The following is a 14,060-nucleotide window of genomic DNA, read 5'->3' as shown; positions in this document are numbered from 1 at the left end:
GGCTCCGATCCTGCCGCACACCACTGACAACCCTGCCGCACGCCGCTGACACCCCTGCCGCACGCCACCGACAGCGCCCCGGCACCGGCCCGCCTGCCTGGTCCGCCGACCCGGTCCAACGACCCGGTCCGTCCCGGTCCGCGCGCGCCGGGCACCGCACGGCTGGAGCACTCCCACGCGACAAGCGGCCCGGCCGCGGTGAGGGTGGATGTATGACGCAGGAGATCACCACGCCCTCACCCGACCGGGTGGCTCCGCGGCCTGCCGCCCGGGTCGTGCCGATCACCGTCGAACCGCCGGCCCCGGCTCCGGCCCCGCCGCCCCCGATACGCGAGTGGCCCGCCCTTGACCTGGACGGGCCGGAGTTCGACCCGATACTCGCCGGCCTGATGCGCGAGGGCCCGCTCACCCGGATCCGGCTGCCCCACGGCGAGGGCTGGGCCTGGCTGGCCACCCGGCACGACGACGTGAAGCTGATCACCAACGACCCCCGGTTCAGCCGGACCGAGGTCACCCGGCGTCAGGTGACGCGGCTCGCCCCGCACTTCGAACCGCGCCCCGGCTCGCTCGCCTGGGCCGACCAGCCCGACCACAACCGGCTGCGCAGGCCGATCGCCGGTGCCTTCACCGTCGGTGCCATGAAGCGGCTGCGGCCCCGCGCCCAGGAACTGCTGGACCCCCTGGTGGACGCCGTGCTGCACGACGGGCCGCCCGCCGACCTGGTGGAGCGGGTCCTCGAACCGTTCCCCATCGCGGTGGTCGCCGAGGTGATGGGGGTGAGCGAGAGCGACCGCGAGCAGGTCCACACCTGGACCCGGCAGATCATCTCCATGTGCGGGGGCGCGGAGGCCGCCGACCGCGCCAAGGAGGGCATGTACGGCTGGATCGCCGCGACCATCCGGGCCCGCCGGGGCAGCACCGGCGAGGACGTGCTGTCGCGGCTCGGCGCGGCCGTGGGCCGGGGCGACATCAGCGAGGAGGAGGCGGTGGGCCTGGCCGGGCCGCTCCAGATCGGCGGGGAGGCCGTCACCCACAACGTGGGGCAGATGCTGCACCTGCTGCTGACCCGGCCCGAGCTGATGGCCCGGATGCGGCAGCGGCCCGACGAGCGCGGCCCGGTCCTGGAGGAGCTGCTGCGCCACATCCCGCACCGCAGCACCGTGGGCCTGGCCAGGATCGCCCTGGAGGACGTCGAACTGCGCGGGGTGCGCATCGCGGCGGGCGACCCCGTCTACGTCTCCTATCTGGCCGCCAACCGCGACCCGGCCGTCTTCCCCGCCCCGGACACCATCGACCCGGACCGGGACCCCAATCCGCACCTGGCCTTCGGCAACGGGCCGCACTACTGCACCGGCGCCGTCCTCGCCCGGCTCCAGACCGGACTGCTCGTCGACACCCTGCTCGACCGGCTGCCCGGTCTGCGGCTCGCGGTGCCGCCCGACCAGGTCGCCTGGCGCCGCAGGACGATGATCCGCGGCCCGCGGAGCCTGCCCGTCACCTGGTGAGGAACGCTCCCCCGGGGCTCAGGCCCGCAGCCACTCCGTGACCACCACGTCCCCGCCCGCGTGCAGCCGCAGCGCGAACGGCCCGGCCGGCGGGGCCTGGGCGGCGAAGCGGCCCAGCTCGTCGGCGGTGAGCCGGTCACCGGCCCGCGGGCCGTTCAGCACCTCGATACGGGCCGACTGCGGCGGCATCACCTGCCCCAGCAGACCGTCGCCGCTGACCTCCACGTCGACGGTCAGGTCACCGGCCTGGAAGGTCAGCATCCGCGGCACGTCCGTGGCGCCCCGGACCGGGATGGCGTCGACCAGCGAGTCGAAGGTCAGCTCGGCGATCCGGGCGTCCAGGTCGTGCAGCGCGAACGCCTCCACTGCGAGCTGGCGCAGACTGTCCGGGACCGGGTCGAGGACCGCGGCGGCCTGCCGCAGCTCCTCCTCCAGCAGCTCCTGCTCGGCCTCGCCGAAGTCGCCGCCCGCGCGGCCGTCGTCGTGCCCACCGGTGGTGTCGTGGGTACCGGCGTTGTCGTTCACGAAGTCCCCCGTGCGTCGAGTCGTGCGCGCAGCCGCCGCAGACAGCGCTGGCGCAGAGGTCCGATACTGCCCACGGCGACGCCGAGAGCGGCCGAGACCTCCTGGTAGCTGGGCGGCGGCGAGGCCATCAGGACCCGCAGCAACTGGCGGCAGCGGTCGCCGAGTTTCTCGAACTCCTGCCACAGCCGGCGGATCCGCTCGCTCTGCGCGGCGGCCTCCTCGGCGTCCAGCAGCGACTGCTCCGGCGTCCCTTCCTCGCTGACCCGGTCGAGCAGCTGCGGATCGTCGGTGACGGTGAGCCGGCTCAGGCTGCGGAGCGTCCTGAGGCACTCGTTGCGCGCGGTGCTCGCCAGCCAGGAACCCGCCTTCTCGGGCTCCCGGATCCGCCCCAGGTGCTGGGCGAAACGGAACCATACCGTCTGATACACCTCGTGCCCGTCGGCGTCGGAGAGCCGGTGCGCGCGCACCACCGACCAGACCAGCGGGCTCAGGCCCTCCACCAGCGCCTTCCAGGCGGCCGCGTCACCGTCGACCGCCGACTGGACGAGCGCCCCGACATCTGCACGGTCCACCGACTCACCCCTCGTGTACGGCCTGTCATCGTACGCCGTGGAGGGAAGGGTTCCGATGCTCATACCGGCGGCGCCAGCCGCTGGACGGGCACCGGACGCCAGGTGGGCGGGCGCAGCGCCGGTACGTGCGCCCCGCGCACCTCGGCGTACTGGGCGTGGGAGGCGAGGAGTTGGCGGCGGGCGGCTCTGGGATCGCGCTCCTTGTGGGCCGTCATGTGGGCGGCGACCATACCGGCGGCGACGGGGGTGGCGAACGAGGTGCCGCTCCAGTGCGCGTACCCCTCGAACATCACCTGGTCCGGTTTGTCCGGGGAGTTGTCGCCGTCCTCGCTCAACAGGCCCGCGTGCGGCGGCGACTGGCAGGTGCAGGCGTAGTGGAAGCCGAACCGGCAGGCGTCGTAGGTGGAGTGCTGGTAGACGTAGGGCACGGGCGTCTCGAAGCCGGTGAGGACGCTGGTGAGCCGCTCGCCGGGGGCGTACGCCTTCACCCAGTGGCCGTGGTTGCTGAAGCAGGCGCCGTGCTCGCCGTCGCCGCGCAGCGCGCCGACCGACAGCACCGCGTCGGCGTAGCCGGGCAGGTCGGCGTAGGCGGCGGGCCAGAACGGCGTGGCGCTGGCGTTGTTGCCCGCGGCGGCGACCAGGAGCGTGCCCCGGGCGCGCAGTTCCCGCATGAAGGCGTCCACGCCGAGCAGGCCGTCGAGGCGGCCGTTGGAGGTGCCCGCGGAGAGGCTGATGATGTCGGGCCAGCCGCCCGCGTCGACGGCCTCGAACAGCCGGTGCCCGAAGTCGGACTCCAGGACCGCCCCGGCGTCGTCGAGGGTGCCGCGGACCGTGATGTCGGTGTTGGGCGCGACGGCGGCGAGGAGCCCGGCGATGAACGTGCCGTGGCCGACGTACTGCCGCAGGACGCCGTCGTGGGTCTCCTCGACCTGGCGGTCGCCGCGCACATGGCCGAGCAGCGGGGTGTCCGCGTGGTCGTGCATGAGCCCGGTGTCGACGACGAGGACGGCCACGGCGGTGTCCGGGTCGTGCGGGGTGCTCTCGGGCGCGGGGTTCATGCGGGCGGTGCGCGGCGCGGGCACCGGCTCGTCGCCGGGGCAGGCGTTGACCGCGATGGACACCACGTGGTTGCGGCTGACCAGGCGCCGCCCGGCGCGTCCCTCGTGTTCGCGCAGGGCGCGCAGGGCGTGCGCGACGGCGAGGTCGCCGCCGCCGTCGCCGTGCCCGGGGTCGCCGACCTGGATCCGGGTGACGCCGGTGCGGTTGGTCTCCGGGCCCGCCCGGCGCACCCGGTCCGCGGTCAGCTCGGGCGCCGCCGTGAAATGGGTGCGCACGGTGTCCTCGACGAGCCGGGCCTCCTCGCCGTCGCGGGCGAGGACCACCCCTTTCTCGTACAGGAACTCCGCGGAGTCGTCCGGGCCCAGGGCCAGCGGGACGCCGGGCATCGAGCGCTGGATCTGCGCGAACTGCTCGTGGAAACGCTGTGGTGCCATGGCGCGCGTGTCCTCCCGTCGGGACGGTGGTCGTCAGTCAGAGCCGCCGGGGCCGCGTCTGATACAGCCGCGGCGGCGCCGCGGCCCGGGGACGCGGTTCCGGGGCCACTTCCGGACCACTACCATCCGGGGGGTGACTCCGGGAAGCGATACGGTGCTCGACCTGCTGCCTTTGGTGTTCGCCGACCCCGGCGAGGCACTGGCGCGGGCCCGCGCGCTGCTCGACGCCGGGCCCGCGCCGCTGCACGCGTCGGTGGCGCATCAGGTGATCGGCATCTGGCAGCGGGACTTCGGCGATCTGCGCCTGGCGCTGCGGCATCTGCGGCGGGCCCGGGACCTGGCGGCGCGGGCGGAGTCGGCGGAGCGGGAGGCCGATGTGCTGGCCACGCTCGGGGTCGCGCTGGTGCACGCGGGCCGCACCCGGCAGGGCCTGGCCGCGTTCGAGCGGGGTGTGGCGCGCGGCACCGGGCACACCAGGGCGCGGGTCAGGTACCGGCGGGCGTACGTGTGGTGGGTGCTGGGCCGGCACCGGGAGGCGCTGGAGGACGTACGCCGGGCCGTGGGCGTGCTGCGCCAGGCCGGTGACGTGATCTGGACGGCGCGGGCGCTGACCCTGCGGGCCACCGTGCATCTGGCGCTGGGCGCGGTGGAGCGGGCCGACGCCGATTTCACGGCGGCCGAGGCGCTGTGGGACACCACCGACCAGGAGCACGACAAGGCGGACGCGGTGGAGAGCCGGGGCCTCGCCGCGTTCCGGCAGGGCGACGTGCCGGCGGCGCTGCGGCTGCTGGACGAGGCCGAGGAGCGGTACGCCAAGCTGGGCACGCCCACCTTCATGCTGGACATCCGGCGCTGCGAGGTGCTGATGGCGGCCGGTCTGGCGCCCGAGGCGCTGGCCGAGGCGGACACGGCGATCGCCGAACTGGACCGGCTCGGCGGGCAGTCGACCCGCAAGGCGGAGCTGCTGCTCGTCGCGGCGCGCGCGGCGCGGCTGGCCGACGACCCGGACACGGCGACCGCGCGGGCGGCGGTGGCGGTGCGGCTGTTCGCCGCGCAGCGGCGCGCCTGGTGGGCGACGCATGCCCGGCTGGTGCTGATCGAGGCGCGGGCGGCGGCCGGACGCCGCTCGGGGCGGCTGGTCGCGGACGCGGCGGCGGTGGCCGAGCGGCTGGCCTCCTTCGGTTCCCCGGCCGCGCCGCAGGCGTCGCTGCTCGCGGGCCGGATCGCGCTGGCCCTGGGCCGGTCCGAGGAGGCGGAGCGGCATCTGGCGGTGGCCGCGCGCAGCAGGCGCGGCGGGCCGCCGCTGGCGCGGATGAACGGCTGGGCGGCGCAGGCGCTCAGGGCGCGGGCGGCCGGGTCGGACCGGGGTGTCCTGGAGGCGTGCCGACGCGGCCTCGACGTGCTCGACGACCACCGGATGACGCTGGGCGCCTCCGAGCTGCGGGCCCGTGCCACCGCGCAGGGCGCCGAACTGGCCGCGCTGGCCCAGGAGGCGGCGCTCGCGTCGGGCGGTCCGAGGAGGCTGCTGGTATGGAGCGAGCGGTGGCGGGCGACGGTGCTGACCGCGCCGCCCACCCGGCCGCCCGCCGATCCGGCGCTGCTCAGCGGGCTGACCGCGTTCCGGGAGATCGCGGCCCGCGCGGAGGAGGCCCGGCAGGACGGCCATCCGGTCCCGGCGCTGGAGCGCGAACAGCGGCGTCTGGAACGGGAGATCCGCTCTCGTACGCTGCATCTGCGCGGGGAGGCGCCGGGCGGCGGCGACCGCTTCCGGCCCGCCCGGCTGCTGGAGCGGCTGGGCGAGGGCTGGCTGGTCGAACTGGCGGTGCTGGACGGGCGGGTGCAGGTGCTGCTGTGCGGCCAGGGGCGGGTGCGCCGGTTCGAGGCCGGGCGGCTCGCGGACGCGGTGGCGGAGGCGGAGCACGTGCAGGCGGGGCTGCGGCGGCTGGCGCACCCCGGCGCGGCGGCCCGGCTGCCGCTGGTGGAGGCGGCGGGCCGCCGTCTGGAGGAGATCCTGCTCGGTCCGGCCGTACGGCAGCTCGGTCCCGGTCCGGTCGTGGTGGTGCCGCCGGGTTCGCTGCACCGGGTGCCGTGGGCGCTGCTGCCGTCGCTGCGCGAGCGGGTGCTGAGCGTGTCGCCGTCGGCGAGCAGCTGGCTGCGGGCCCGGGAGACCGCGCCGCCGCCGGTGGGCCGTCCGGTGCTGGTGCGCGGCCCCGGGCTGGCGTCCGGCGGCGCGGAGGTGCCGGAGCTGGCCGCACGCTACGGCAGGGCGACCGTGCTGGAGGAGGGCGACGCGCATGTGTCACGGGTGCTGCGGGAGCTGGACGGCGCGGCGCTCGCGCACATCGCCGCGCACGGCACGTTCCGGGCCGACAGCCCGCTGTTCTCGTCGCTGACCATGGCGGACGGGCCGCTGATCGTGCACGACTTCGAGCGGCTGGACCGCAGCCCGTACCGGATCATCCTGTCGTGCTGCGATACGGCGCGTCTCGCATCGGTCGGCGCGGACGAACTGCTCGGCCTGGTGACGGCGTTGCTGCCGCTGGGCACGGCCGGGGTGGTGGCGTGCAGCGCGCCCGTCAACGACGAGGCGGTGGTGCCGCTGATGCTCGCGCTGCACAAGGGCCTGGGCGCCGGTCTCTCGCTGGCGGAGGCGCTGCGCGACGCCCGGGGGGCCGTCCCGGGCGACGCGACGCATCAGGCGACGGGGTGGGCGTTCTCGGCGTTCGGCGCGGCCTGAGCCGGGCCGGGCCGCCGCACCGCGTCCCGGCCCGCCCCGGCGGCCGGGTGCCTCAGCCGGATCTGCGGTGCCACTCCCGGGCCAGCAGCTCGTAGGACCGTACGCGGGCGGTGTGGTCGTGGGTGATGGTCGTGACGAGGAGTTCGTCGGCGCCGGTGGCGTCGCGGAGCTGTTCGAGCCGGTCGGCGACGTGGGCCGGGGTGCCCACGAACCGGGTGTCGACGCGGTCGCGCACCAGGTCCTCGTCCTTCTCGGTCCAGGGCAGGGCGCGGGCCTCCTCGGGGGCGGGGTAGGCGATGGCGCCCTCGGCGGTGCGGATGCTGCGCACCCAGGGCCCGTAGCCGGCGGCGAGGTGGCGGGCGGTGGCGTCGTCCTCGGCGACGACGACGTCGGCGGAGACGCTGACGTAGGGCTTGTCGAGGACGTCGGAGGGCTGGAAGGCGGCCCGGTAGCCGTCCACGGCCTCCAGTACGGTGGCGGGGCTGACGTGGTAGTTCGCCGCGAAGCGCAGTCCGCGCGCGCCCGCCTCCCGAGCGCTCGGTCCGCCGCTGCTGCCCAGGATCCACACCTGGAGATCGGCGCCCTCGCCGGGCACCACGTGCGCCTCGACGCCGTCCGCCGAGCGGTAGGTCCCGGCCAGCAGGGCGAGGATGTCGTCGAGCTGGTCGGGGTACTCCTGGGGTTCGGCGCCGGGAAGCAGCAGCAGGGTGCGCTGGAGGGCGATACGGGGCGAGCCGAGCAGCGCCTCGAAGGAGAAGCGGCGCGGGACGAGCAGGCCGCCCGGGGCGCGGCCGTCGACGACGGGGGTGGCGGCGGGTGCCGGGGTGTCCGGTACGGGCGCGGGGCGGCCGCCGGAGCGGCCGAGGCCCAGGTCGAGGCGGCCGGGGTGGAGGGCGTCGATCAGCCCGAACTCCTCGACCGTGGACAGGGCGGTGCGGTGGCCGAGCTGGACGGCACCGGAGCCGAGCCGGATGGTGGAGGTGGCGGCGGCCGTCAGCGCGAGCAGGACGGCGGGCGAGGTGCCCGCCACGCCGGGGTTGAGGTGGTGTTCGGCGAACCAGTAGCGGGTGTAGCCGAGGCGTTCGGTCTGCCGGGCGAGGTCGAGAGAGTTGCGCAGGGCGTCGGACGCGGTGGCCCCGGAGGGTACGGGGACCAGGTCGAGGACGCCGAGGGGGGTGCCGAGGGACACGGGTGGGCTCCTCAGTGGTCGGCGGGTACGGGCCGGGGCGTCTGCCGGACACCGGACGGCGCCCAGGGGAAGGGCGGGTCGGGGATGGCGCGGCGCAGGACGGGCGCGACCTCGCTCTGGAACAGTGCGAGCGAGTCGCGGTGCTGGGTGCGGGTGAGTCCGCCCGCGTCGGCCTGGATGTGCTGCACGGTGTGCCCGAACCGCTCGTGGTAGCGGTGCACCTTGTCGATGACCTGCTGGGGGCTGCCGATGAGCGCCGAGGAGCGGGCGGCGAAGTCCTCCAGCGTCTCGAAGACGACGGGCAGGCCGGTGCGCTTCTGGAAGGCGAGGTTGCTCTCGAACACCGGCCGGTAGGCGGCCAGCGCCTCCTGGGTGGTGCGGGCGACGTACAGGCCCGCCGAGCCCGCGCCGACCGCGATGTCCGCCGGGTCGTGGCCGTGGTGCTCCCAGCGTTCGCGGTAGTGGCCGATCAGTTCGGCGTAGGGCTCGATGGGATGGGTGACGTTGGCGGAGAACAGCGGGTCGCCGTAGCGGGCGGCCAGGTCGACGCTCTCCTTGCTGGTGGCGCTGCCGTGCCAGACGCGGACGGGCCGCTGGTAGGGGCGCGGCCACACCTCGGCGTCCTTGAGCGGGGGCCGGAAGCGGGTGTCGGCGGTGACCTTGTCCTGCCGCCACAGGGCGCGGAACACCTCGTAGCTCTCGGCGTTGCGGTCCCACTGGTCCTCGGGCGTGACCTGGAACAGGTCGCGCTGGGCGGAGCCGTTGCCCTTGCCGATGATGAGGTCGAGCCGGCCCTCGGCGAGGTGGTCCAGGGTCGCGTAGTCCTCGTAGGCGCGCACCGGGTCGAGCAGGCTGAGGGTGGTGACGGCGGTGAAGAGCCGGATCCGCCGGGTGAGCGCGGCGAGGTGGCCGAGGACCACGGTGGGCGCGGAGGAGAGGAACGGCCGCTCGTGCCGCTCCCCCACGCCGAAGCCGTCGAAGCCGAGTTCCTCGGCTAGCACGGCGTTGTCCAGGACCTCGCGGAAGCGGTCGTGGGTGGATTCGAGGACGCCGGTGACCGGGTCCGGGCGGTGCACGATCAGGGTGATGGCGAGGAACCTCACGACGCCACCCGCTCTTCTCCCGCGTGGTCCGGGTGGGCCAGGCCGAGGTGGTCGCGCAGGGTGGTGCCCTCGTAGTCGGTGCGGAAGACGCCCTTCTCCTGGAGGAGCGGCACGACCTTGTCGGCGAACGGGTCGAGGCCGCCGGGGGTGATGTGCGGGACGAGGATGAAGCCGTCGCAGGCGTCGGCCTGGACGAACGCGTCGATGGTCCGGGCGACGGTCTCCGGGGCGCCGACGAACGTCTGCCGGTTGCCGGTGTTGATGACGAGGTCGCGGATGGACCAGCCGTGGGCGGCGGCCAGTTCGCGCCACTCACGGGCGGTGGCCAGCGGGTCCCGGTACATGCGCACCTGGGCCCGCCCGCGCGCGATGTGGTCCTCGCCGGTGTCGGGGTCGATGTCGGGCAGCGGGCCGTCCGGGTCGTACCCGGACAGATCGCGGTTCCAGACGAACTCCAGGTGCTTGAGGGCGGTGGCGCCGCTGACCTGCTGCCTGCGGACCTCGCGGGCCAGTTCCTCGGCCTCGGCGTCGGTGTCGCCGAGCACGAAGGTGGCGGCGGGCAGGATGAGCAACTGGTCGCGGCGGCGGCCGTACTTGGCGAGGCGGCCCTTGACGTCCTGGTAGAAGGACTGTCCCTCGGCCAGGGTGGCGTACCGGCTGAAGATGGCGTCGGCGCCGGACGCGGCGAACTCGCGGCCCTCCTCGGAGTCACCGGCCTGGAAGATCACCGGCCGGCCCTGGGGCGAGCGGGGCACGTCGAACCGGCCGTGGATGTCGAAGTGCTGCCCCTGGTGGACGAAGGCACCGGCCTTCGCGTCCCGCAGGAAGGTGCCGGTGACCCGGTCGGCGACGATCTCGTCACCCTGCCAGGAGTCGAAGAGCTCGTGCGCGGTGGCCAGGAACTCCTTGGCCCGCGAGTAGCGTTCGTGCTGCGGGAGGAAGCCGCCGCGGCGGAAGTTCTCGCCGGTGAAGGCGTCCCAGGAGGTGACGACGTTCCAGGCGGAGCGGCCCGCGGAGAGGTGGTCGAGGCTGGCGAACTGGCGGGCCACCTCGTAGGGCTCGTTGAAGGTGGAGTTGATGGTGCCGGTCAGGCCGAGGCGGTCGGTGACGGCGGCCAGCGCGGCGAGGATCGTGAAGGTGTCGGGGCGGCCGACGACGTCCAGGTCGTAGATCCGACCGCCCTGTTCGCGCAGGCGCAGTCCCTCGGCGAGGAACAGGAAGTCGAACTTGGCGCGTTCGGCGGTCCGCGCGAAGTGGGCGAAGGAGCTGAAGTCGATGTGGCTGCCGGCGGCCGGGTCGCTCCACACGGTGGTGTTGTTGACCCCGGGGAAGTGGGCGGCCAGGTGGATCTGCTTGTGCGGCTTGCTCATGGCGTGCGGTTCCTCCGGCTCAGACGGTGGCGGTGGCCGTGGCGGCGGCGTAGCGGTTGGCGGGGCGGTCCAGGCCCAGGTGCCCGCGCAGGGTGCCGGCCTCGTAGGAGCGGCGGAAGCGGCCGCGGCGCTGGAGTTCGGGGACGAGGTCCCGGGTGATGCGGGGCAGGTCGTGTCCGAGGACGGCCGGGCGCAGCCGGAAGCCGGTGAGGCCGCCGGTGGCCAACTCCTCCAGCAGATCGGCCAGTTGCGCGGCGGTGCCGGTGAAGATCCGGGCGTCGCTGGTGTACTCGGCGCCGTCGAGGGTGTCGAGGCGTTCCTTGCGGGCCGTTGCCCGGTCCGGGTCGTCGTCCAGGAGGACCACGAGGTCGCCGAAGACGTGCAGCGGCTGGTCCGCGCGGCCCGCGGCGCGCTGTTCGGCGCGGATCTCGGTGACGATCGCGCGGGCGTCGGCGGCGTCGCGCGGGGTGACGTAGCCGATGTCGGCCTGGCGGGCGACGAGCCGGTACGGGACCGTCTGGTGGGCGAGGGCGCTGACGACCGGCTGGCCCTGCGGCGGGCGCGGCGTGATGGAGGGGCCCTTGACGCTGAAGAAGCGGCCCTCGAAGTCGATGTAGTGCAGTTTGCCGCGGTCGATGAAGCGGCCGGTGGCGACGTCGCGGATCTCGGCGTCGTCCTCCCAGCTGTCCCAGAGCCGGCGGACGACCTCGGTGTGGTCGGCGGCCTCGTCGAACAGCTCGGAGATCCGCTCCTGCCCGGCCGGGCTGCGCAGGCTCTCCAGGGTGATCGGCGGGAAGGCGCGGCGGCCGAAGTGGGCGGCCTCGTGCGGGCGGGGCGTGATCTGCACCCGCAGCCCGGCCCTGCCGCCGCTCACATGGTCGAGCGTCGCGATCGCCTTGGATATATGGAACGGCTCCGTGTGGGTGGCCACTACGGTCGGTACCAGTCCTATGTGCCGGGTGAGCGGCGCGACACGGGAGGCGACGAGCACGGCGTCCAGGCGTCCGCGGACCTGGTCGGTGCGGCCGTCCGGCTCGCCGAAGCGCGAGGACTGCTGGCCCAGGCCGTCCTCGAAGGTCACGAGGTCGAGCAGGCCGTGCTCGGCCTCCGTGACGAGGTCGGCCCAGTACTGGGCGGTGAACAGGTCCTGGGGCCGGGAGACCGGCTCCCGCCAGGAGGCGGGGTGCCAGCCGGTGCCGTCGAGGGCCACGGCGAGGTGCAGCGCGTCGGGGCGCGCGGGAGGCGGCGGTGTCGTGGGCATGCGGGGTGCCTTTCTGGAGGGCCGACGGCGGGACGGCGGCGGCTCCGGGCCGCGCGCGGTGCGCGACGGCCCGGCCGGGGGTCAGGAGTCGTCGAGGGGCAGGCCGGGGGTCAGGAGTTGTCGAGGGGCAGGCCGGGCGGGTTGGTCTCCGACTTCGCCACGGACTCGTTGGAGAGGTTCCAGGCGGCCAGCCAGCGGGCGTACTGCCCGTTGTCGATCAGGTGGTTGATGGCGTCGGTCAGCGGCTTGGCGAGGCCGCTGTCCTTCTTCGCGGTCGCCGCGATCAGGCCCTGGAGGCGCGCACCGGCGCCGGAGAAGGTGCCCGCGTTGCGGGTGGCGTGGGGCGTCTTCGCGCTCTGCGTGACGTGGTAGGAGACCCCGGGGTTGGGACCGAAGTAGGCGTCGATCCGGCCGCTCGCCAGGGCCAGGTAGGTGCTGTTGCTGTCCTGGTAGTGCTTGACGGTGAGCTGCTTGCCCTCCCCGGCGAGCCGGGCCTGCCACTCCAGCAGGATCTTCTCCTGGTTGGTGCCGGAGCCCACGGCCACGGTCTTCCCGGCGAGGGCGCGGTAGTCGCCGCCGAACGTCCAGGTGCTCTTCTTCAGCACCTCGAAGGCGAGGTTGTCGCGCCGGTAGGAGGCGAACTCGTACTTCTTCTTGCGTTCCTCGGTGTCCGTGACGTTGGAGAAGGCCACGTCGGCCTTGCCGCTGTCGATGCCGACGAACATGTTCTCCCAGGTGAAGTTCTTCACCTCGGGCCGCAGGCCGAGCACCGCGGCCACCAGCCGGCCGAGGTCGGGTTCGGAGCCGGTGAGGGTCTTCTGGTCGCCGCCGACGTACTCCAGCGGCGGCGACCCCGCGGGCAGCGCGCCGACCGCGATGACGAGGGTGCCTCTCTTGCGTACGGCGGCGGGCAGTTCGGCGTTCAGGGACTTGACCTCGGGCACGTCGAGGACGGTCTGCCGGGCGGCGCCGTTGGACAGCCGTCCCACGGTGACCTTGCCCGCGGTGTCCCCGGTGGTGGTGGCGGCCTCGCTGTCGCCGCCGCAGCCGGCGAGGGAGAGCGCGAGGGCGGCGAACGCGGTACCGGCGGCGAGCCCGCGCAGGGTCCGGACGGGGAGACGGGAGGGGGTCATGGCGGCTGTCCTTGTCGGGGTGGAGGCGGCGGAGGAGGAGGGAAGGTTCGGCTGCGGGTGCGGGTGCGGCGGGTGCGCGGCCGCGGGGTCCTCGGCGGTCATACGGCGGCTTCCTTGCGGAGGCGTTCGCGCAGGCCGGTGGAGTGGGCGCGCAACCGCTGGAGCGGGGTCGGCGGCAGGGCGCGCAGGGCGCCGCGGGCGTAGTGGCGCTCCACGTAGAACTGGGCGACGGAGACGACGCTGGTGAGGATCAGGTACCAGGCGGTGACCACGAGCAGCAGCGGCACGATGTCGCCGGGGTAGGTGGAGCCCATGGTCTGCGCGGAGCCGAACAGGTCGAGCAGGGACACGTAGAAGACCAGGGAGGTGCTCTTGACCAGGCCGATCAGCTGGTTGACGTAGTTCGGGACGATGGAGCGCAGGGCCTGCGGCAGGACGATCCGCCGGAACCGGTGGAGCCGGGGCAGACCGAGGGCGGCGGCCGCCTCGTGCTGGCCCTGGGCGACGGAGAGGACGCCGCCGCGGACCACCTCGGCCGCGTACGCCGCCTCGTTGAGGCTGAGTCCGAGGACGGCGACGGCCATGTCAGTGGCGAGCCGGGACTCGTCGAAGCGGAAGAAGGCCGGGCCGAAGGGGACGCCGATGCTGAGCGTCTGGTACAGGGCGGAGAAGTTGTAGAGGAAGATCAGCACCACGATCAGCGGCACGGACCGCAGCGCCCACACATAGGTCCAGCTCACCGCGCGCAGCACCGGGCTGCGGGAGAGCCGGGCGAGCGCCAGGACGATGCCGCCGAGCAGGCCCAGCACGGCGCTGAGCGCGGCGACCTCCAGGGTGACCAGGAGGCCGTCGAGGATGGTCGGCCGCAGGAACCAGTAGCCGAAGCGGTCCCACTGGTAGAACGGGTTGGTGGCCAGTCCGTGCGCGAACTGGGCGATCAGCACCAGGACGACGGCGGTGGCGATCCACCGGCCGTGCCGGCGCGAGGGGCGCACCCGCAAGGCGGCGGGGGGCGTGGGCGAGGGGGCGGCCGGCGGTGCCTCGGCGAGGGACACGGCGGCGCCAGGGGGTTCACTCATGGTGGGCTCCGGCGAGGTCGGACGCCCCTGGCCACGACGGCGCTCGCTCCAGGCCGCGGCGGCGCACCACGATGTCTCGGGGACCGCGGTGCG

General features: G+C 74.5%; 11 protein-coding genes. 2 read left to right on the top strand and 9 right to left on the bottom strand.

What is annotated here, in order from left to right; genetic code table 11:
- Positions 1-212: 212 nt before the first annotated feature.
- Positions 213-1,505, top strand: a complete 1,293-nt coding sequence (locus tag ACWDYF_RS02800) for a cytochrome P450 (protein ID WP_389463695.1) — start codon at positions 213-215, stop codon at positions 1,503-1,505.
- 18 nt (positions 1,506-1,523) lie between these two features.
- Here ACWDYF_RS02800 and ACWDYF_RS02795 read toward each other — a convergent pair whose 3' ends face one another.
- Genes ACWDYF_RS02795 through ACWDYF_RS02785 form a run of 3 tightly spaced genes read right to left on the bottom strand, consistent with a single transcriptional unit; the run spans position 1,524 to position 4,095 of the window.
- Positions 1,524-2,030: a hypothetical protein gene (locus ACWDYF_RS02795; protein ID WP_389463692.1), complete on the bottom strand. Its 507-nt coding sequence runs from the start codon at positions 2,028-2,030 to the stop codon at positions 1,524-1,526.
- Complete coding sequence (locus ACWDYF_RS02790) at positions 2,027-2,665, bottom strand: RNA polymerase sigma factor (protein ID WP_064536479.1); 639 nt, start codon at positions 2,663-2,665, stop codon at positions 2,027-2,029. Before ACWDYF_RS02790 ends, ACWDYF_RS02795 begins: the two co-directional genes overlap by 4 nt.
- Complete coding sequence (locus ACWDYF_RS02785) at positions 2,662-4,095, bottom strand: S8/S53 family peptidase (RefSeq protein ID WP_018566643.1); 1,434 nt, start codon at positions 4,093-4,095, stop codon at positions 2,662-2,664. Before ACWDYF_RS02785 ends, ACWDYF_RS02790 begins: the two co-directional genes overlap by 4 nt.
- Positions 4,096-4,228: 133 nt before the next feature.
- On the opposite strand from ACWDYF_RS02785, the gene ACWDYF_RS02780 reads away from it, so the two are divergent.
- Positions 4,229-6,832, top strand: a complete 2,604-nt coding sequence (locus tag ACWDYF_RS02780; protein WP_389463687.1) for a CHAT domain-containing protein — start codon at positions 4,229-4,231, stop codon at positions 6,830-6,832.
- Between the two features lie 52 nt (positions 6,833-6,884).
- Here the strand turns inward: ACWDYF_RS02780 and ACWDYF_RS02775 are convergent, their stop codons facing one another.
- From ACWDYF_RS02775 to ACWDYF_RS02750, 6 genes are all read right to left on the bottom strand, one after another.
- Positions 6,885-8,021 carry an LLM class flavin-dependent oxidoreductase gene (locus tag ACWDYF_RS02775; protein WP_389463683.1) on the bottom strand — a complete coding sequence of 379 codons (1,137 nt, stop codon included), beginning with the start codon at positions 8,019-8,021 and terminating at the stop codon, positions 6,885-6,887.
- A gap of 11 nt (positions 8,022-8,032) precedes the next feature.
- Positions 8,033-9,124 carry an LLM class flavin-dependent oxidoreductase gene (locus ACWDYF_RS02770; protein ID WP_381744043.1) on the bottom strand — a complete coding sequence of 364 codons (1,092 nt, stop codon included), beginning with the start codon at positions 9,122-9,124 and terminating at the stop codon, positions 8,033-8,035.
- Positions 9,121-10,494: an NtaA/DmoA family FMN-dependent monooxygenase gene (locus ACWDYF_RS02765; protein WP_389463679.1), complete on the bottom strand. Its 1,374-nt coding sequence runs from the start codon at positions 10,492-10,494 to the stop codon at positions 9,121-9,123. The genes ACWDYF_RS02770 and ACWDYF_RS02765 overlap by 4 nt, the downstream gene beginning before the upstream one ends.
- Before the next feature lie 19 nt (positions 10,495-10,513).
- A complete protein-coding gene (locus ACWDYF_RS02760; RefSeq protein ID WP_389463677.1) occupies positions 10,514-11,755 on the bottom strand; it encodes an LLM class flavin-dependent oxidoreductase in 1,242 nt (413 codons plus the stop codon).
- A 110-nt stretch (positions 11,756-11,865) separates the two neighbouring features.
- Complete coding sequence (locus ACWDYF_RS02755; protein WP_389463675.1) at positions 11,866-12,888, bottom strand: ABC transporter substrate-binding protein; 1,023 nt, start codon at positions 12,886-12,888, stop codon at positions 11,866-11,868.
- A gap of 98 nt (positions 12,889-12,986) precedes the next feature.
- A complete protein-coding gene (locus ACWDYF_RS02750) occupies positions 12,987-13,967 on the bottom strand; it encodes an amino acid ABC transporter permease (RefSeq protein ID WP_389463673.1) in 981 nt (326 codons plus the stop codon).
- Positions 13,968-14,060 lie beyond the last annotated feature (93 nt).

The sequence above is a fragment of the Streptomyces sp. NPDC003284 genome (assembly GCF_053589675.1).
This window is presented reverse-complemented; position numbering and strand designations above follow the sequence as displayed.